This window comes from Paenibacillus sp. FSL H7-0943, assembly GCF_037963265.1.
Lineage (GTDB): Bacteria > Bacillota > Bacilli > Paenibacillales > Paenibacillaceae > Paenibacillus_AQ > Paenibacillus_AQ odorifer.
This window is the reverse complement of the sequence record NZ_CP150148.1, coordinates 5,139,397-5,159,567: the sequence shown is the minus strand read 5'-3', so window position 1 is coordinate 5,159,567 and position 20,171 is coordinate 5,139,397. Positions and strand designations below refer to the sequence as shown.

19 protein-coding genes are annotated in these 20,171 nt (G+C 43.5%); 18 read left to right on the top strand and 1 reads right to left on the bottom strand.

What is annotated here, in order from left to right; genetic code table 11:
• Nucleotides 1-14: 14 nt before the first annotated feature.
• Nucleotides 15-995, bottom strand: a complete 981-nt coding sequence (locus NSQ55_RS22600; protein WP_339169253.1) for an MBL fold metallo-hydrolase — start codon at nt 993-995, stop codon at nt 15-17.
• A gap of 190 nt (nt 996-1,185) precedes the next feature.
• Here NSQ55_RS22600 and NSQ55_RS22595 point away from each other — a divergent pair, with 190 nt between their 5' ends.
• The 18 genes from NSQ55_RS22595 (at nt 1,186) to NSQ55_RS22510 (ending at nt 20,162) form a co-directional block, all read left to right on the top strand.
• The gene (locus NSQ55_RS22595) at nt 1,186-1,593 is read left to right on the top strand and encodes a PaaI family thioesterase (RefSeq protein ID WP_339169251.1); all 408 of its coding nucleotides are present in this window, start codon (nt 1,186-1,188) and stop codon (nt 1,591-1,593) included.
• A 40-nt stretch (nt 1,594-1,633) separates the two neighbouring features.
• Complete coding sequence (locus NSQ55_RS22590) at nt 1,634-3,172, top strand: class I adenylate-forming enzyme family protein (RefSeq protein WP_339169249.1); 1,539 nt, start codon at nt 1,634-1,636, stop codon at nt 3,170-3,172.
• Nucleotides 3,173-3,188: 16 nt separating this feature from the next.
• Nucleotides 3,189-4,169: a zinc-binding dehydrogenase gene (locus NSQ55_RS22585; protein WP_076272228.1), complete on the top strand. Its 981-nt coding sequence runs from the start codon at nt 3,189-3,191 to the stop codon at nt 4,167-4,169.
• Nucleotides 4,170-4,174: 5 nt separating this feature from the next.
• On the top strand, nt 4,175-5,017 hold the full coding sequence (locus NSQ55_RS22580; RefSeq protein ID WP_169744797.1) for a VOC family protein: 843 nt from the start codon (nt 4,175-4,177) through the stop codon (nt 5,015-5,017).
• Nucleotides 5,018-5,070: 53 nt separating this feature from the next.
• Nucleotides 5,071-5,874 (top strand): ABC transporter permease, encoded by an 804-nt coding sequence (locus NSQ55_RS22575; protein WP_339169245.1) that lies wholly within the window; start codon nt 5,071-5,073, stop codon nt 5,872-5,874.
• A 16-nt stretch (nt 5,875-5,890) separates the two neighbouring features.
• Entirely contained in the window at nt 5,891-7,039 is a 1,149-nt protein-coding gene (locus NSQ55_RS22570) for an ABC transporter substrate-binding protein (RefSeq protein ID WP_038572754.1), read from the top strand.
• A gap of 20 nt (nt 7,040-7,059) precedes the next feature.
• Entirely contained in the window at nt 7,060-7,836 is a 777-nt protein-coding gene (locus NSQ55_RS22565; RefSeq protein ID WP_038572752.1) for an ABC transporter ATP-binding protein, read from the top strand.
• 39 nt (nt 7,837-7,875) lie between these two features.
• Nucleotides 7,876-8,568, top strand: a complete 693-nt coding sequence (locus NSQ55_RS22560; RefSeq protein WP_339169243.1) for an SDR family oxidoreductase — start codon at nt 7,876-7,878, stop codon at nt 8,566-8,568.
• 163 nt (nt 8,569-8,731) lie between these two features.
• Nucleotides 8,732-9,184 (top strand): MarR family transcriptional regulator, encoded by a 453-nt coding sequence (locus tag NSQ55_RS22555; RefSeq protein ID WP_052097244.1) that lies wholly within the window; start codon nt 8,732-8,734, stop codon nt 9,182-9,184.
• Between the two features lie 31 nt (nt 9,185-9,215).
• Nucleotides 9,216-10,352, top strand: coding sequence for an amidohydrolase (locus tag NSQ55_RS22550; RefSeq protein WP_339169240.1), 1,137 nt, complete (start codon nt 9,216-9,218; stop codon nt 10,350-10,352).
• Between the two features lie 261 nt (nt 10,353-10,613).
• Nucleotides 10,614-12,518, top strand: coding sequence for a beta-glucoside-specific PTS transporter subunit IIABC (locus NSQ55_RS22545; RefSeq protein ID WP_339169238.1), 1,905 nt, complete (start codon nt 10,614-10,616; stop codon nt 12,516-12,518).
• Nucleotides 12,519-12,562: 44 nt separating this feature from the next.
• Nucleotides 12,563-13,399 carry a PRD domain-containing protein gene (locus tag NSQ55_RS22540; RefSeq protein ID WP_339169236.1) on the top strand — a complete coding sequence of 279 codons (837 nt, stop codon included), beginning with the start codon at nt 12,563-12,565 and terminating at the stop codon, nt 13,397-13,399.
• Between the two features lie 18 nt (nt 13,400-13,417).
• Nucleotides 13,418-14,875, top strand: coding sequence for a 6-phospho-beta-glucosidase (locus NSQ55_RS22535; RefSeq protein ID WP_178944179.1), 1,458 nt, complete (start codon nt 13,418-13,420; stop codon nt 14,873-14,875).
• Between the two features lie 148 nt (nt 14,876-15,023).
• A complete protein-coding gene (locus NSQ55_RS22530; RefSeq protein ID WP_339169234.1) occupies nt 15,024-15,914 on the top strand; it encodes an AEC family transporter in 891 nt (296 codons plus the stop codon).
• 140 nt (nt 15,915-16,054) lie between these two features.
• Nucleotides 16,055-16,933 carry a LysR family transcriptional regulator gene (locus tag NSQ55_RS22525; protein WP_339169232.1) on the top strand — a complete coding sequence of 293 codons (879 nt, stop codon included), beginning with the start codon at nt 16,055-16,057 and terminating at the stop codon, nt 16,931-16,933.
• A 295-nt stretch (nt 16,934-17,228) separates the two neighbouring features.
• On the top strand, nt 17,229-18,224 hold the full coding sequence (locus NSQ55_RS22520; RefSeq protein WP_339169230.1) for an ABC transporter ATP-binding protein: 996 nt from the start codon (nt 17,229-17,231) through the stop codon (nt 18,222-18,224).
• On the top strand, nt 18,211-19,215 hold the full coding sequence (locus NSQ55_RS22515; protein ID WP_038572738.1) for an oligopeptide/dipeptide ABC transporter ATP-binding protein: 1,005 nt from the start codon (nt 18,211-18,213) through the stop codon (nt 19,213-19,215). The genes NSQ55_RS22520 and NSQ55_RS22515 overlap by 14 nt, the downstream gene beginning before the upstream one ends.
• Nucleotides 19,212-20,162, top strand: a complete 951-nt coding sequence (locus NSQ55_RS22510; protein WP_339169228.1) for an ABC transporter permease — start codon at nt 19,212-19,214, stop codon at nt 20,160-20,162. The genes NSQ55_RS22515 and NSQ55_RS22510 overlap by 4 nt, the downstream gene beginning before the upstream one ends.
• The last annotated feature ends 9 nt before the right edge of the window (nt 20,163-20,171 follow it).

Sequence of the window (20,171 nt, the reverse complement as noted above, 5' to 3'; positions counted from 1 at the left end):
TAATGGGCAATTACTCATAGAACATCGTTCAAAACACAATATAACGATTCATCTCGTTCTATAATGCTAAGCTCATTCCTCTTCTGTAAGTACCGCAAATGCGCTACCGTTTCTCCAAGCGCAAAATTTAGGGAAGCAGGATCGACTACCTTAGGGAATAAATAGGTGCTAATTTCGTAAGGGGTGAGTTCTTCGGCGTTTAAGTTTCTCCATATGGACCGGATCTCCTGAAGACGTTCAAGATGATGCTTAATTACGCCGTCGATGAACGATTCAGCTAACTCAAATACTTTGCCGTGCCCAGGAAGGACAGTTTGGATCTGTAATGTCCGCAGCATTTGTAGGGTATCAAAATAATCTTGTAGGGGATTGGTGTTGGTACTGTAATCATACGTAATATTAGGCGTGATTTTCTCAAGCAGAAGGTCACCACCTATGAATAATTTGCTTGACTCGTTAAGAAAGCCGATACTCCCTTCCGCATGACCGTTACCCAATTTAACTTGAAATTGTCTTCCTCCTAATAGAATGTTCTCCTCTGGTTCTAGGATCACTTTGGCTCCCTCGATAGGCTTCACCCAAGTAAACAGTTCCTCATGGTGTTCACTCATCTTGTTTACGAGCGAACCTGGAACCCCACACTTTAGGCTAAATTGAGCAGACTTCCTGATAGATTCGCTGTGAAAGATGCGATCTGCCCATTCAAATGTTTCCATGCTGCTGTAAACAGCAGCATCCGTCCACTGCTGAAACAGACCTGCAAGGCCGTAATGATCCGGATGATAATGAGTCACTATAATCCTTTTGATGTCGCCGAAAGTCAGATGATAGTTTTTCAATACTTCAGTCCAGACCGTTAAGGTATCCTCTGTAGCTAAACCAGGATCAATTACGCTCCATCCCTCTTCATCCTCTATGAGATAACTATTCACATGATTGAGACGCAGGGGCAGAGGTAATCTCACTTGATGTATGCGCAGTTCTGAATGGTTCATCTTTATCTCCTTTTAATTTAATCTGATTTATCGGAATTGTGAAATTAGTATGAACTATAATCCAGAAATAGCGCAGTGTCAACGCTTTTTAATTGAAAAAAGGATGAAAAAAAGTATATTGACAATTAAATCATATCGGTTTAGTATGATTAAAATGTTTCGTTGGCAAACAAAAAGGGGGTGACACAGCATGAAAGATGCAATCAACCGAGAGCAGATTGAAGCCTTGCTTAGAAGCTCGGCGTATCACCGCTTTTTGGATGTTCAAGTAGAAGAATTAAGTGAAGAGTCAATTACGATTTTACTTCCGGAACATGATCTGTTTGTTACAGGGGATGCTGGATATATTCATGGTGGAATTATTGCAACGCTGATTGACATTGCCGGATACTTTGCAGTACATCGCAAGGTAAATCTGCCCACACCCACTATTGATCTGCGGATTGACTATTTAAGACCAGCTGCGCCAGGTGCTCTGCATGCCAAGGCCAATTTAGTTAAGTTGGGAAGAACGGTTAGTCTGGTAGATATTTCAGTAACAGATCATACAGAGAAGGAAGTTGCTGTAGGCCGAGGATTGTTCAGCTCGAAGCAGTAACCATAACTATTAGGAAGTCAGCCCTAGAAGGAGAGGAGTTATGAATACGTATAATTTTGCAAGCATCATTCAAGAATCTGCTGCTCGATATCCTTCAAAGACTGCGTTGATCACACCCCAGATTACATTGAATTATTCAGAGCTGACTCAGCGGGTGAATCAAGCGGGGAATTTCTTCTTATCCCTTGGGGTTAATCCGGGAGATCGTGTCAGTATATTATTTAACAATGATTACCGATTCCTGGAAATCTGCTTCGGCTTGATGTCGATCGGAGCTATTCCAGTGCCGATGAATGCCAAGCTGGGTGCGGAGACGTTAGCTTATGTGTATCGCAATAGCGGCAGCCGTGTACTCATCTTTCATGATGAACTGAGTGAGAAGGTACAGGCTGTGCAGCAGATCAGTGAAGCCTCTATTCTGGTACGCTGCGCCAGCGTGAATGAACAAAAGACTCCCGTTGCATTGTCCTACGATGAATTGCTTCCTCTGCAGTCCTTAAGTCTGGAACTGTACCCGTCAGAGGAGGGAGATATCTGTTTCCTCCCGTATACATCCGGTTCAACCGGAAACCCCAAAGGCTGCAGGCTAACTCACCGAGGGCAGTTGTGGAATGTTCAGTCTACTTCGCAGCTTAGAGGTTTAACGGATGAGACGCGGGTGATCATCTCTCTGCCTCTCTATCACAAGAATGCCATGACGACGATGAAGACCATTTTTTGGCTTGGTGCCTCAGCCGTCATATTGCCTAAAGCAGATCCCGAACAGATCCTGAAAGCCATTGAGACTCATCGCGTTACATATATGACGGGAGTGCCCGCTCTTTATCGAATGTTAATAAACTATCTTAAAGAGCATCCCGGTTTTGATCTTACGTCCTTACTTTTTGGTATCTGCGGTTCTTCCGATACACCTAGCGAACTATTGGATGAGGTTCAACTGCTCATGGGGATGCCGGTATATGAAGGGTATGGACTTACCGAAGGGGGACCCGTTGTGCTGGAATCCCGGGAGGGTGTTCAGCGAACGGGCTCGGCAGGTATTCCAGTACCAGGCTGTAAGATCCGAATCGTGGATGAACACGAGAACGAGGTCGGGCCGAATGTAACGGGTGAGCTTTGGGTGAACAACCCGGGAGTGGCTGACGGTTATTGGAATCTCCCGGAGGTTACTGCTCGCAAGATTACACCAGATGGTTGGCTGAAGACTGGGGATGCAGCTTGTAGGGATGAGGGCGGATTTGTTTACATTGTTGGACGTAAGGACGACATGATGAATGTAGGCGGAGAGAACGTGTATCCCAAAGAGGTGGAGAACATTCTGCTGAAGCATCCTTCGATTGATGATGTCTGTGTCCTGCCCATTCCTCATGAAGTAAAGGGAGAAGTTCCTATAGCCGTCATTGTGACAGGCAAAAGAGGTGAACTTAAGGAGGAGGAGGTGAAGCAGTTCTTCATCCTGAATGGTCCTGCTTACGCTCATCCCCGCAGAGTCATTTTTGTAGATGCTTTGCCACTTACCGGACCGGGCAAGCTTGATCGAATGTCTTTAAAAGAGCAAGTCATTCAAAATTTAACCTAAGAGGAGAAGATATACGATGAGAGCTGCACTTATTCTTGAACATGGAGATCGCAATAATGTTGTTGTAGGAGAGTACCCGAAACCCGAAGCGGGGCTAAACGAAGTTGTTGTTAAGGTTGAAGCAGTTTCACTGAACCACCTTGATATTTTTGTACGTCGAGGAATTCCGGGGAGAAAGCTCCCTTTGCCACATATCTCTGGTGGGGACATTTCTGGAGTTGTGGAACAAGTAGGAGAAGGAGTTCTAAACGCCAAGCCTGGTGACCGGGTTCTCATTGATCCATCTATTCCGGGTCATGGGGCGCTGGGGGAAGACCTGACTGGAGGACTTGCAGAATATGTGAAGGTTCCAGCGCAGAATTTGATCCCATTGCCGGATGAGATTTCTTTTGAAGATGCGGCTGCTCTTCCTATTGCTTATGGAACAGCCTGGAGAATGCTGATTACCCGTGGCAAGCTACAAGCGAATGAAACGATTTTGATTCTGGGTGCAAGCGGCGGTGTAGGTAACGCGGCTGTGCTCATCGCTAAGCTGGCGGGTGCCAAAGTTATTGCGGCAGCCGGATCTGATGACAAGTTGGAGAAGCTTAAGGAGCTTGGAGCGGATCTGGTCATTAACTATAACAAAACAGATTTCTCGAAAGAAGTCTGGAATTACACGGGCAAAAAAGGAGCGGATGTCGTCGTTGACTATACCGGAAAGGCTACATGGCCTCAAAGTATTAAATCGACTCGGGTAGGTGGACGAATTCTAACCTGCGGTGCAACGACTGGTTTTGAAGCAGTGACGGATCTGAGGTATGTGTGGGTACGTGAAATTACAATTATCGGCTCCAATGGTTGGGAAGCGGGCGATCTGATCACTCTGCTGGAGCTTGTGCAAAGTCGCAAGCTGAAACCGATTATTGACAGAGTATTGCCACTTGATGAAATCAGGGAAGCTCATCGCATCATTGAAGAGCGAGAATTTTTTGGCAAGATCATTATCAAACCATAAGGGAGGTGGACATTATCGGGTTCACATTGAAGTTTGACCATATTGTTCATTATGTACATCAGCCGGAGCAGGTATTTAAAGCATTGGAACCTTACGGCATCAGTGCCATACAGGGTGGAAGACACGAACAAATTGGGACTTATAATGCACTCAGCTACTTCGATCTCAGTTATATCGAGTGGATCGGTGTATACGATCATAGTCTACTTCCACTTGGAGACCGGACAAGCCGTTATGGTCTGATAGAAACGTTGGCCGAAGATGGATTCCAGGAAGGGCTTAGCAGAATCGCACTTCGTACCCATGATATTGAAGGACTTGCAGCGCATCTGCGCAGTCAAGGTCTTGAGGTAATTGGACCGGAGGAAGGTAGTCGCAGAAGACCGGACGGTACGCTGTTAAAGTGGAAGCTCTTATTCGCAGGAGAAGCCGATGTAGAAGACGGGCTCCCACTTCCCTTCTTCATTCAGTGGGAAGGAGAAGAATCGAAGCGGAAGCAAGAGCTGCAGGAGGCCGGAGTGATCGTTCCACATGAACGTGGACTTCTCAAGCTTAGTGAGGTCGGATTTACAGTGATTCGTCTGCAAGAGACAGTCGAAAAATGGGCGAAGTGGTTCGGCGTCTACGCGGGTGAAGTTGTCTATGATCCTATATTGAGAGGCAATCGGCAGACTCTTGATCTGCAAGGGACTGTACTCAGCTTTGTCGAGCCTGTGGAAGAGGGGCCGGCTGCAGAAGCCTTGAAGTTGCGCGGACAGCGACCATTCCTTGTAGGGTTAAGTTCCGAAGAACCTGGAAGTCAGCAGCAATATGTTGATATTCACGGTTCACTATATCATTTGGATTGAGGCTGCATGTCGGACTTCTTCTGACAAAACAGGCAAAGAAGGGAGGTTACTGTATGGCCAAAGAGAGGAAAGGCCGAACGGGGCAAAAACCTCTATGGATTATTATTGTTCAGGTGGCGTTTGTAATTCTGCTGCTGGGGTGGATGGAAATTGCGGTCTCCAAAGGCTGGGTGAGTCGAGTTTTCCTGGCTTCACCAACACAAATTTGGAATGAACTTGTCTATACCATTCAAGAAAATACATTGTGGCCGCATCTGATCTTAAGTCTGAAGGAGGTTACAGTAGGCTATTTGATATCTGTTGTTGCCGGAATCGGACTCGGTGTACTCTTCGTGTCATTCCCAACATTGGAAAAGCTGATAGATCCACTGGTAGCATCAGTAATGGCTATCCCGAAGACAGCGATTATGCCGCTGCTCATCGTCTGGTTTGGGATTGGGTTTACGAGCAAGGTCGTGCTAGTTATTCTTTTTTGTTTTTTTAATATTCTCTACAACACCGTTACAGGTGCCAAACAGACTCGGAACGATCATATCAAACTAGCCAGGGTCTTCAAGGCAAGCAGAGCTCAGAAAGTATTCAAGGTACTTCTGCCATCGGCGCTGCCAAGCATTTTCAACGGGCTGCGGGTCACTGCGGCCACAGCGATTACCGGCGTTGTTTTTGCAGAGATGGCAGCCTCCAAGGGCGGATTAGGATTTATGCTAAATGAGTCTCAAGCTGTACTTAATACACCAAGGTTATATCTCGTTATTATCATCGTAACGATCTTGTCTGTCTTATTCGTGAACATCGTCAATCTTGTCGAGCGGATCACTTGCCGCCGTTGGATGACGAGCCCACATCAATCTAAATAGAGTAGGTGCGATCCATATGAAGAAGCGTAATAAAACAATCAACCTGTTATCCATAATTCTCATTCTATCCCTCATCTTGACAGCATGTGGATCTAACCCTGGTTCAAATGCTGCGAACAATAAATCCGCTAACGATTCCAATACAAGTAATACCCCTGCAGCTACCGCGTCCCCTTCAAATGCAAACAATGAGGAAACTACGTCCTTGAGCCCAGCCGATGGAATCCCTCCTTGGCAAGGCCGCGACAATGAACCTGTTAAAATCAATGCTGGCTTCGCCAAAGGAATGACTGGGATAGCCAATCAATTTGCAATAGCGAAAGGTTGGTATTCCGATGCTGGTATAGATCTTGATATCGTTGATATTCCCAATCCTGTAGCTGCTTTCGGCGCGGGCGAGGTAGACATTGCCGATGGTGACCCAGGTACTTATATTCCAGCCATCGCTAATGGCGTTAAGATGAAAATAGTCAGCAATATGTGGAGAAGTCGAGGCGCCTACTGGATTATTGCCAAACCGGAGATTAAGACATGGGCTGATCTGAAAGGCAAAACCATTGGAACCGGTCAAGCCACAGGTGGCATGCCTTTGACTCTCAAGGAGGTTCTTAGCCAGAACGGGATTGATTATGAAAATGATGTGGAATATGCGGCGAATAACTTTTTTCAAGAAGCCTATGCATCTTTTGTGAAGGGTGAAGTTGACGCTACGATCATTCACCAGCCATTCGCCACGTTAGCTGAACAAGAAGGAACAGGACATGTTCTTGCAAAAACCTGGGAGTTTGTTCCCGAATATCAGACGGGTGTGCTTGTAGCCAGCCAGAAGTTGATTGATGAACAGCCGGAGGTTGTCGAACGCTTGCTTGAAGTTTACTTTTATGCGAATGAATATGCCAAAACTCATCTTGATGAATTTTATCCTTGGGCAGCCGAATATCTGAATCTGGATGAAGAAACAGTTAAGACGGCTATTAATTCCGAGATTGTATTATGGGAGAACAATCCGATCGTCGATACGAAACGTCTTCAGGTTACTGAAGATCTGCTAACCAAATATGGCATGCAACGTGAAGCGATTTCTGTTGACGGTGTTGTCGATAACACATTTGCCGAAAAGATTGCGAAGACACTGCTGCTTGGAAAATATGCGAAGCAGCAATAATCACACAGGGAGGAGCGCTTATGCCTACTATTGAACTCCGTAACATCAACAAGGAATACTCCAGTGTGGACGATGAGCAGACTCTAGCGCTCAAAAATATAAATCTTCAGGTGAGTGATGGCGAGTTCGTCTGCGTTCTTGGGCCAAGCGGATGCGGAAAGAGCACGCTGCTCGAAATCGTGGCGGGCTTACTTAAACAATCCACTGGTGAGATTATTTTGGATGGCAAGGTGCAGTCTGGAACGAGCAGAGATATCGGAGTTGTATTTCAGGATTCCGCTTTATTTCCTTGGCGTACTATTCGCCGAAATATAGAATTCGGCTTGGAAATTGCAGGGGTTCCTCGTTCAGAGCGACGTGAGCGGGCAATCCGCACGATTGATCTTGTAGGGCTAGGCGGTTTTGCTGACAAATATCCGCATCAATTATCTGGAGGTATGCGCCAGCGAGCCGGCTTAGCCCGGACGCTGGTAGCAGATCCACAAGTCATCTTGATGGATGAACCCTTCAGTGCTGTCGATCACCTGACACGACTAACGCTGCAAGATGAGATCATACGGATCTGGCAACAGGAGAAGAAGACGGTATTCTTCATTACTCATGATGTGGCTGAGGCCGTATATTTGGCTACACGTATCGTCCTGCTCAGTCCACGTCCAGGACGGATCCATAAGATTTTTGATGTTCCTTTTGAAAGACCGCGCAGTAGAAATGATGCCGAGATTCTGAACATTGTGGAGAAGATCTATATCAGTATCAATAATCCCCCTGAGGATCAGACCGAGTATTTTATTTAATAAGTCACATTTCAATAAATTAGCCACGGAGGTGACACGATGAATATATTAATTACCGGGGGAAGCGGAGGAATTGGATTTGCAATCAGCCGGAGGCTTGGTGCGGGGGGCCACCGCTTGCTCATATCTGGGCGGGAAGAACGTCATCTCGAAAATGCAGCCGCAGTACTACCTCAGGATGCATTGTATTTGACTGCAGATGCTGGGGACTTATCTTCTATTAACCGGCTTGTCAAATATTCTGAGGAACATTCATTCTCGCCAGATGTGCTGGTGCTTAATGCTGCAGCCTTCTATGATGCAAGCCGTTCGGTGATTGAACCCGATGTGGCCGAACTAGATCGTATATTACAGGTGAATCTACTGTCGAATGTAGCTTTGGTAAAGGCTTTCCTTCCAGCTATTAAGACCGGAAGTTACCCACGTATATTTTTCATAGGATCAACGGCGGCTCTTCGTTCGGACAGCTCTTTTTATGCTATATCCAAAGCAGCCTTGAGCAATTATGCCCGTGGCTTAAGAGAGGAACTAAAAACATCCGGTGTAGGCGTGACCCTCATTCATCCTGGGGCAACATTTACTGAAAGAAGAGTACCGGGAGAAGGGATTGCTGAGGATAGATTCCTTGCATCAGATGATATAGCCAAGATCGTTGAGATGATGCTGGAGCTAAGCCCACAGGCAGTTGTGGAAGAGATTAGTATTCGTCCTATGCTCGGTGATACTTACTAAAACAACCTAGAGAATACCGCGACCCAGCTTTCAACATGAGATTGCCTTTGAACTCGTCAAGGGCATTGATGAGAATGAAATTTTTGTTTGACGAATCTTGTGGAGTACGTATAGTATGAAATTGTTTCGTAAGAAAACAAAATTTCAAGAGGGGCGTTAAAGATTGGAGAAATTTCATGTTGAACTGGACCGCGCGTTGGTTCGAATGTTCGAAGTTTATAATGCACTGAACAAGAGACCAAGAGAGTATACTTCTGGGGTCGTCTTATATTTATCTGAAATTCATATGATTGAAGCGATTGGGCATCATCCCGACTGTAAATTAACAGAAATCTCAAATGTTCTTAACATTACCAAAGGCACCACTTCCAAATTATTATCCAAGCTGGAAGCGAAAGGTCTTGTTTCGAAATATCAGGTTGAAGGGAACAAGAAGGAAGTGTATTTTAGACTGACTGAACTGGGACAAGGAGCCTTTGAAGGTCACTATCAACTACATGAGGCGAGAAGTTCAGATATTGATAGAGAATTCGACAATTATTCTCCTGAAGAGCAGAGGATCATCCTTAGGTTCATCCACATGTACACGGAGGAAATGGGACGTTATCTAGAATAAGGCTATTGTCTAGTCATTAGGAGGAAATGCATTGAAGAACTTGGAGCAGAAATTGCAGGAGATTCGTAATAATTTGCATGAAAATCCGGAGTTATCCAACGAGGAATATTCGACAACTCGCAAGCTGAGGGACTGGTTAGAAGAAGCGGAAATTCATATCTTGGATACACCCTCTCTACGAACAGGACTCGTCGCGCAGATCGGTACAGGACAAGCACCCATCATAGCCATTCGTGCAGACATTGACGCTCTTCCGATACAAGAAGAGACGGGGCTGCCCTATAGCTCTCAAGTGGCCGGGAAGATGCATGCTTGCGGACATGATGTACATACGGCAGTGATTCTGGGAGCCGCTTATAGTCTTAAAGAGCGGGAGAAAGAATTGTCTGGAACTGTGCGTATCCTTTTTCAGCCTGCTGAAGAGACTGGACATGGAGCCAAACAGATCATAGATTCTGGAGGTCTCAAAGATGTTGAAGCAATCTTCGGCTTGCATAATTGGCCCGAACTTCCGGTAGGTGAATTAGGAACCAGGGTAGGTGCAATTACTGCAGGCGTAGACCGATTTGAAATTACAATTAACGGAACGGGAGCTCATGCTGCGTTACCGGAGAAAGGTACAGATTCGATTGTGTTGGCTTCACAAATTGTGCTGGCTTTGCAGACCATTAGCAGCCGATCTATTAGTGCACTAGAATCTGTAGTAGTGAGCATAACACGGATTAGCGGAGGAAATACATGGAATGTGCTTCCGGAAACCGTGGTCCTTGAAGGAACAGTTCGAACTTTAAATACATCGATTCAGCAGGCGATTCCCCGCCGAATGGAGCAAATTATTCAGGGGTTGGCTGCAGCCGCTGGGGCAGAAGCGTTGTTGCACTGGTATCCTGGACCGCCTGCAACCATAAATGATTCCAGATGGACTGCATTTATGAGTTCGGTGGCTGAAGAGCAAGGCTATCGAGTTCTTGAGATAGGTCCCCAGATGGGAGGAGAGGATTTCTCTTATTATCTGCAAACGATTCCTGGAGCTTTTGTAATGATCGGATCAGGGACTACCTATAATCTACATCATCCAAAGTTTGCGCCCGATGAGACCCTGCTGCTTCCAGCAGCAGAATATTTTGCTACCCTGAGCGTGCGGGCTCTGAAAGAATTGAGCAAATAAAATACAAAAATAACCTGTCACAGAAGCTCTTGCATTTTCGATTAGCAGATGATATAGTGTGCATGTAAGCGTTTTAGGCGAAATGACCCGGGAATCGCTGCTTATAATAATACTTATATAATTCACTATAACTTCATAAAGCGTAATCCAATACAGGCGTGTTACTGTTCGGCAGGCAAGACCTAAATTGGGTAGAGAAATTTTCCTACCCTCTTTAGGTCTTTTTTTGTTCCCTATTTGAGGAAAGCGGGTGTATCCCATATGAATTACAAAGAAACGGCTCAGTTGATTTTTGACAAAGTAGGCGGAAATCAGAATATTAGCGGGGTTATCCATTGTTCGACCCGACTGCGAATTAACCTCCACAATCCTAGTCTCGCGAAAACAGAGGAAATTAAAGCTTTGACTCCAGTTATGGGAGCTGTTTATAGTGGCGGACAATATCAAGTCATTATTGGAAATGATGTAGGGTATGTCTATAACGAAATGGTAAAATTACTCGATTCAGACAAGACTGCTCCAGCGCAGGAGATATCAGCAAAACCTGACCGTAGCCTAAAAGGGTTGTTTAATAGCTTTGCTGCTATCATATCGGGGATCTTTCAGCCTATAATACCTGCAATTGCTGCTGCCGGAATGCTAAAGGCGCTGCTTCTATTAAGCACCGTAACCGGGATTCTCTCTAAGGAAGGGCAGACCTATACGATCCTTAGTGTGATGGCAGATTCTGCTTTTTATTTCCTTCCGCTATTACTAGCCTTTTCAAGTTCGCAAAAATTCAAAACAAACCCTTATGTTTCAGTTGCTTTAGGAGGGGTTTTACTGCATCCGAATTTAATCAGTTTGCTTGGCGGTGAAGAACCTGTTCGTTTTATTGGGCTCCCAGTTGCTTCTGTCACCTATGCAACTTCTGTTATCCCTATTATCTTAACGATTTGGTTTATGTCTTACATTGAAAAATTTGCGGATAAGATTTCACCTGGACCGGTAAAAATTTTCCTTAAGCCACTCATTACTATTCTAATTGTTGCTCCCGTTGCTTTGATTGCCTTGGGGCCGTTGGGGAATTATGTAGGTACAGGGCTTTCCAGCGGTGTTTTCTGGATACAGGATCGGATCGGTTGGTTAACGGTTGTCATTCTCTCCATTTTGATGCCGTTAATCGTTATGTTCGGGATGCATAAAGTGTTTTACCCGATTATTTTTGCCGCTATCGCATCACCAGGTTACGAAACGTTGGTATTGATTGCTATGCTGGCTTCCAATATGGCCCAAGGAGCAGGCGCTTTAGCCGTTGCTGTAAAGACTAAAGACTCTAAATTGAAACAGATTGCTTTGCCCGCTGGAATATCTGGGTTATTCGGAATTACTGAACCAGCTCTATATGGAGTACATTTACGTCTGAAAAAAACACTTTTTGCCTGTATGATCGGTGCGGGAACGGCTGGACTATACGCTGGGCTGGTGAATCTTAAGGGATATGCTGCTGTTGGTCCAGGCTTGGCTTCGCTTCCTATGTTTATCAGCGAGGACAGCTCAAACCTCATAAACGCTTTGATTACCATGGCTATTTCCATCATCGTTACGTTTGTGGCTGTTTTTATCCTCGGTTTCAATGATGAGGGAGCTGTACCCGCTTCAGGTGAGCCAACGTTGGCTGACGGAAAAGACAAGCTTGCCGAACAGCCAATTAAACCGCAAAATACCAAAGCTAAATATGTTGTTTTTGCACCGATTGAAGGAACTGTATTGCCGCTTCGTGAGGTTAACGATGAGGCTTTCGCTCAAGAGGCGATGGGCCAAGGGATGGCGATTCAACCTGCTAACGGAAAAGTTGTAGCCCCGTTTGACGGCACTGTGGAAACAGTCTTCCGTACAAAGCACTCCATTGGGTTAAGATCAGTTGACGGCATTGAATTACTTATTCATGTAGGGCTTGATACTGTGAAATTAAAAGGTCAGCATTTTAATCTCCATGTGAAAGAAGGCGATGAGATCCGGCACGGGCAGCTGCTGATGGAGTTCGACCTTGATGAGATCCGAAAGGCAGGATTTGATACCACTACACCGGTTATCGTCACAAATTCGGCTGACTATCTGGAAGTTCTGGGTCATGATAGCCCAGGTTTAACTGGACCAGATAAGCCGCTGATTACTGCGTTTTAACTTGGAAAAAGAAAATATGCCTGGAAAGTGAGAGGTCATTTTATATGGAAGTAGTAAAAGTTCTCAATACGAGCATCGTTCTTGCCAAGCGTGCAGATCAAAAAGAAGTTATCGTAATGGGCAAAGGCATCGGGTATAAAAGCAGACCGGGTGACAGTATTGATGAGGACGAGATCGAAAAGGTATATGTGCTTGAAAATGAAAGCATGTCTTCCAACTTGACTGCTTTAATGAAGGAAACTCCCCAGGAGTACTTGATTCTTGCGGACGAAATCATATCTAATGCCAAAACCGTTCTTTCCAGGCACCTCAGCGAACATTTATATATCTCTCTGACGGATCATTTATATATGGCGGTCAAACGTCATAAAGATAATCTTACAATTCAGAACCGGATGCTTTGGGAAGTCAGAAAGTTTTATCCAGTTGAATTTGGTATTGGAGTCCAAGCCCTTCAACTTATTGAGCGTGAAGTGGGAATCTTGCTGCCAGAAGAAGAAGCGGCTAATATAGCCTTCCATCTGGTTAATGCTCAACAAACCGATGACAATATGAATCAGGTCCTACTCATGACGAGTACAGTAAAAGACATACTTAACATTATCAAAATTCAATATGGAATTGAACTTAATACCCAGAGTATTAATTACTCACGTTTTTTAACCCATTTGCAGTTTTTTGTCCAACGCTTACTAGAAAACAAGATGCTGGAATCTCATGATCATGAACTTTTGGGGCAGATCATAAATAAATATCCGGAAGAAGAACGATGCGTCGAATCTATCAAACATTATATAGAAGCGAAATTCGAGTACACCATATCAAATGAAGAAATGATGTATCTAATTATTCATATTAACCGTGTTATTCATCGGAATTAGAGAGGAGCCATAAAAGTGATAGAACATTTAAAAAGAAAATTCCCTGAAGGTTTTTTGTGGGGAGGGGCAATTGCGGCTAATCAGGCGGAAGGAGCTTGGAATGTAGAAGGTAAGGGATTATCAACCGCTGATATAGCGATATACAAAAAGAATCTAAGCAAAAGTGACTATAAAAAACATAATACGGTGGGTGAAGAGCAGATTCAGATGGCTATGGAGGATGCTTCAGACCGGGATTATCCAAAACGCAGAGGTATTGATTTCTATCACCGATATCGAGAAGACCTCGCCTTATTCGGAGAGATGGGCTTAAAAACCTTGCGGGTATCCATAGCATGGACACGGATATTCCCGAATGGTGATGAAGAACATCCTAATGAAGCTGGGTTGAAATTTTACGATAATTTGTTTGATGAAATGCATAGGCAAGGGATAGAACCACTAGTTACTTTATCCCATTATGAAATGCCGATGCACCTTGTTAATGAATATGGGGGATGGACAGATCGGCGTGTCGTAGAATTTTTTATTACTTTCTGTAAAGCGGTGTTTGAAAGATATAAAAACAAAGTGAAGCTTTGGGTTACGTTTAATGAAATTGACAGTATAGTACGTCATCCATTTACTAGTGGCGGGATTGTTCCAAATCGTCATGACAATGTTGAACAAGCTGTTTATCAAGCATTGCATCACCAATTCGTAGCTAGTGCACTGGCAGTAAAGTACTGCCATGAAATTGTTCCTGGGTCAAAGATTGGCTGCATGCTAACTCGGCTCATGATGTATCCCCATACCTGTAGTCCCAAAGATGTTCTGGCCGCCTTTAAGGATAACCAGTTCAATTACTTCTTTACAGATGTGATGGTACGTGGAGCATACCCTAACTTTATTAAACGCTTCTTCAGTGATAAAGGTATAAATATTCATAAGGTAGAGGGTGATGATGAAATCTTAAAATCACATCTGGTCGATTTCATTTCATTTAGCTATTATATGTCATTGGTTGCCAGCGCTGAAAGCGAGGGTCTAGAGAAAGTTAGCGGAAACACTATGGGGGGCGTAAAGAATCCATACTTAGAAACCAATGCTTGGGGATGGCAAATCGACTCCATTGGTCTTCGGATTTCTCTGAACGATCTCTACAACCGGTATCAAGTTCCGCTATTTATTGTAGAGAACGGAATTGGAGCGCATGACAAAATAGAAGATGACGGAACAATTCAGGATGATTATCGAATCGCTTATTTCCAAGCTCATCTCGAGGAAATGCACGAGGCTATTCTGGATGGTGTGGAGCTCATGGGTTACACCAGTTGGGGCGTGATAGATCTTGTCAGTTATTCTTCTTCCGAAATGGAGAAAAGATATGGATTTATTTATGTTGATTTAGACAATGAAGGAAATGGGACGCTCGAAAGAAAGCGGAAAAAGAGTTTCTATTGGTATAAAGATGTAATTGCAAACAATGGATTGTAAGTTAAAGTGTTGATGTTATAAGTGCTTATATCTTTTAAGTATTAAAACTAGATTATATATATATTTGGAATATGATTTGACCTATGGTAGGATTTTTCTGTCGCGCTGAATAAAGTTCTGACGTTGACGGAAAGGATAAATGATAGAGATGATCATAACACAAATCTTGATATTATTTGGTTTAATGGCTATTGGGTTTATAGCGAATAAAAGAGGGATTTTAGACGAAAGTAGTGATAGGAGTTTCTCTAAGCTTATTATTAATATTGCTATCCCGGCGACGATAATCAGTTCATCGATTGGTCAGAATATGGACAACAAAATGGAAGCTATGACCGTATTCGCAGTAGCGATGGCAGTGTTTATTATAACTCCTATTTTCGGTAGATTTTTTGTGAAAAAGCTGAAAATGAATAAAACTTATGAAATCATGCTGGTGTATAGCAACCTAGGGTTTATGGGTATTCCTATTATTTCTAGTATTTATGGTGAGAGTGCCATATTTTATGTATCGATATATATGATGTTATTTAATATAAGTCTTTTTTCGTATGGGATTTCCATTATTCAGAAGGATGATGCGAGTCGTGTAGGAATTTTTAAAAATTTGATTAATCCAGGTATTATTTCAGCAATCTTAGGCTTAGTCATATTTATCCTAGACATACCGGTTCCACTTCCACTTGTTAAACTGTTAGCGACTATTGGGAGTGTTACCACACCACTGGCGATGATCGTTATTGGATCTACTCTAGCTGCAGTAAGTATAAGGGATGTTATAAAAGATAAGACGTTATATCAATTTACCTTCTTGAAAATCGTACTAATCCCAGGAGTGCTGTGGTTTATTCTTCAATTTTTTATTCAAGACGCAATGATTTTGGGGATAGCCGTTATTTTAACAAGTTTGCCGACAGCCGGCAATGTGTCCATGTTATGTCTGGAATATGACGCGGATGTTGAACTGGTCACGAAGGGCATATTTATGTCTACTATTTTTTCGCTGGTGACGATTCCCGTTTTGCTATTTCTTTTTTAGACTAGCCCCTTGATGAGAGGGGTTCTTTATTATGTATGGAGTGCTTTTGCTTTGCATTCGCAAGAAACTATTAAAAAATGAAGAGATTGTCTATACTTATTAAAGCTCGTCTATGTTGTAAGTGAAGGAGGAGGGCTTTAATGGATACACGCAAGTTGCGTTACTTCGTAACCATTGTGGACTCGGATCAGAATATAACAAAGGCGGCCAAGTTATTGAATTTAGCCCAACCCCCTTTAAGTCAACAGGTGAAACTGCTTGAAGAGGAGCTAGGGGTTAGTTTGTTCGAACGCCACGGGAAAAGGCTCTATTTGACACAATCGGGGGAAGTTTTATATCAGCAAGCTGTTAAGATCCTGCAATCTATAGAAGATGCACGTTGTGAAGTGATGGAGACGGCAGAGGGTCTAAGGGGGAAACTGAATATAGGGATTTACGACTTTTATTCAGGTCTGATTGCAGAGAAGATTAGGATATTCTCGAATAAGTATCCTTTGGTCACCTTTAAAATATTGGAACATGAACCCCAGCAACTGATTGGGCTGCTGAAGGACAGAACAATTGATTTAGCTTTTGTGAATTTACCTATCCCTATGGACGATTTCTCTGTGCGAATTTTTGGGGATCATGGATTGGCGTGTGCTGTTCCGAATAATATAGGAGGGGACTTCACAGGCCACGACGTGTCTCTGTACGAATTGAAAGATATTCCTTGGATAATTTTAAAACGGGACAGTCAAAGTGGATTGCAGCCGATCATTTTAAATGAATGCAGTAAACTGGGGATCACACCGAATATATTATGTGAAAGCAATAATGTGGAATCCGTTTTGGCTCTAGTAAATGCCGGTTTGGGTGCTGCTATATTCCCTGCATTTTTTGTTCAGCATGCGGCGAATCCTAAATATCGAATTCTAAATCTCAAAGATACCTCGCTGAAAATGGAATCGGCAGTGATCTGGATGAAAGAACGTTACTTATCCAAGCAGGCTCGCCTCTTTCTGGAATTATTTGAATAGTAACAGGATGAAAAATAGAGCTATATTATAGGATGGTTACAGGGCTTGTCGTTATTAAAACGGCAAGTCTTTTTGTTATGCACAATATATATGTTAGATAATATCACTCATAATATATTTTAGAATAAGATTTTTATGTTGATTATACGATTTTTGTATATGCAAACAACGATTTAAGTATTGGATAGGCAAAAATGATTCTGCTAATATACAAATATATAATATAATGTGTTATGTTATATAACGCAAAATGGTATATTTGTTCATTGCATTACAGGGGGAGTGAAGAGAATCAATGAGTAGTCTTCTTAGAGTATCAAATCTTCAAGTGGCTTTTAATACGGATCATGGTGAGGTTATCTCTGTAGATAAAATCAACTTCAATGTTAATTCTGGTGAAACCGTTGGGATTGTCGGTGAATCCGGTTGTGGAAAAAGCGTGACCTCGTTGGCGATCATGAGGCTCCTCAGTAACAATGGGAAAATAACAAACGGAAATATATTTTTTGAAGATAGTGATCTTGCAGCTATGTCCGAAAGCAAAATGCAGAGAGTGAGAGGAAAAGAAATAGCAATGGTTTTTCAAGAGCCGATGACGGCCCTGAACCCGGTTTTCACGATAGGCAATCAGATGATCGAGGGTGTAAGAAATCATTTAAAAATGTCTGTTGCCGAAGCCCGGAAACATTGTATTGCAACACTTAAGGAAGTAGGAATTTCGAGAGCTGAATCCATTATGAAAGACTATCCACATGCCCTTTCTGGAGGAATGCGCCAGCGGGTAATGATCGCGATGGCGGTAAGTTGCAGTCCGAAATTAATCGTTGCAGATGAACCCACAACGGCTTTGGATGTGACGATTCAAGCGCAAATCCTAGATCTAATGAATCGGATGAAGGAACAAACTGGTGCTGCACTTATTCTAATTACTCATGACTTAGGGGTAGTTGCTGAAATGGCGGATAAAGTCATAGTCATGTATGCGGGACAAGTTGTTGAAGAAGCTGATGTCTACCAATTATTCGCAAGCCCATTACATCCCTATACTCAGGGGTTAATGCAGTCCATCCCCCATTTAGACAATCAACGGGAAACTAGATTGGAGTCCATTCCAGGCTCTGTACCCTCAATCCAAGAGATGCCAACCGGCTGCCGGTTCCAATCGCGTTGTTCTAAAGTACACGACAAATGCCAACAGGCACCGCCTTTATATGAAATCGGCACTCGAAAAGCCAGATGCTGGTTGGTGGAATCCATGATGAAGGAGACAGATGCAGATGCCAACGAATAAGAGTGCCGCTGAGGAACCTTTAATAGACGTAAAAGGATTAAAAACTTATTATCCGATCAAAAAAGGAATTGTATCAAAAACTGTTGGCCATGTGAAGGCTGTTGATGGTGTGGATTTTATGATCAATAAGGGTGAAACGCTTGGGTTGGTGGGGGAATCCGGCTGCGGCAAATCTACCGTTGGCCGATCGGTCATTCGTATGGAGCAGCTAACGGAGGGAAGTATCCACTTTCAGGGACAGGACATTACTTCCTATTCACAAAAACAGATGAGAAACATCCGTACAGGGATGCAGATGGTTTTTCAGGATCCGTTCTCTTCCCTAAACCCGAGAATGACCATCGGTGATATTTTAAAAGAGCCTATCAAAGTGCATCGTCTTGTTGAACCGGATAAAGCTTCGCTTCGTGTGAATCAGCTACTGGAAATGGTCGGGTTGTCTAAATCTTATATCAATCGTTACCCTCATGAATTTTCAGGGGGACAGAGGCAAAGAATTGGCGTGGCGAGGGCATTATCTGTAAACCCCAAGTTGATTATTTGCGATGAGCCGGTATCTGCACTTGATGTATCGATCCAATCTCAAATCCTGAACTTACTAAAGGACTTACAGCAAGAATTTCACTTTTCCTATCTCTTTATAGGTCATGGCTTGGGTGCTGTTAAATATATCAGTGATCGAATTGCGGTAATGTACATGGGAAAAATTGTGGAGACCGGGAAGACAGAAGAGCTAATGGCAAATCCGAAACACCCGTATACGAAAGCATTGCTAGGAGCGTACCCCATTCCGGATCCATTAATGAGAAAAAAAGAACGGGTGATTATACAGGGAGATGTGCCGAGTCAAGTAAACCCTCCCCAAGGCTGCCGTTTTCACACTCGTTGTCCAATAGCATCTGTGGAATGTACGCAACAAGAACCTCTGCTGAAAGGTGGGGAACATGCTGTTGCCTGCTTAAAAGTAGAGGAGTTTGGAGGGTTATTGTGATAAATTACATCATTCGCAGATTATTAATCTCGGTTCCAGTCCTATTTGGAGTGACTCTAATCAATTATTTTATTATCCAGATGGCTCCGGGGAGCCCCGCTGATATGTATATCAGTCCGCAGCTTTCTGCAGAGAATATTGCTAACTTGAAAGATCAAATGGGCTTAAATGATCCTGTCTGGCTTCAATATTTCAAATGGCTTGGTCAATTATTTCAGGGTAATCTCGGTTATTCTCTAAAAACCAATGAGCCGGTGATTCAACTGATTGGAGAGCGGATCTTACCGACGCTGTTCTTGACCGGAAGTGCGCTAATCATCGGGCTACTGATCGCATTACCGCTTGGTATTATCAGTGCAATCAAACGTAATACAATCGTGGATTACTGTTCAACCGGATTTTCCTTCTTGGGCTTCTCAATCCCAACCTTTTTCTTAGGCTTAGTAGCTATATTTATTTTTGCACTACAACTCAATCTCCTGCCCAGTGGAGGAATGAAAACGTTAGGGAACAGCGGAGGAGCATGGGATATTATTAATCATTTAATCTTGCCTGCCTGTATTCTATCTATCGGAACTGCATCAACGGTGACCCGGTATGTACGCTCCAGCATGATTGAGATTCTTGGACAAGATTATATGCGTACTGCTCGTGCGAAAGGGTTGAAAGAGTTTTTTGTGATTGGAAAGCATGCTTTGCGTAATGGGCTTATTCCTATCCTTACATTAGTGGGGTTATCAGTAGGTGAGCTTTTAGGCGGGGCGGCAGTAACTGAGCAGGTATTTCAATGGCCGGGGCTAGGGCAACTCACCATTCAGTCTATCCTGTCCAGAGATTATCCGGTCATTATGGGCATCAGTATACTAGCTGCGATCGTTATGCTGGCGGCGAATTTAATAACGGATATTCTATACTCTGTTGTTGACCCGCGAATTAAATATAACTAGAGAGGAATT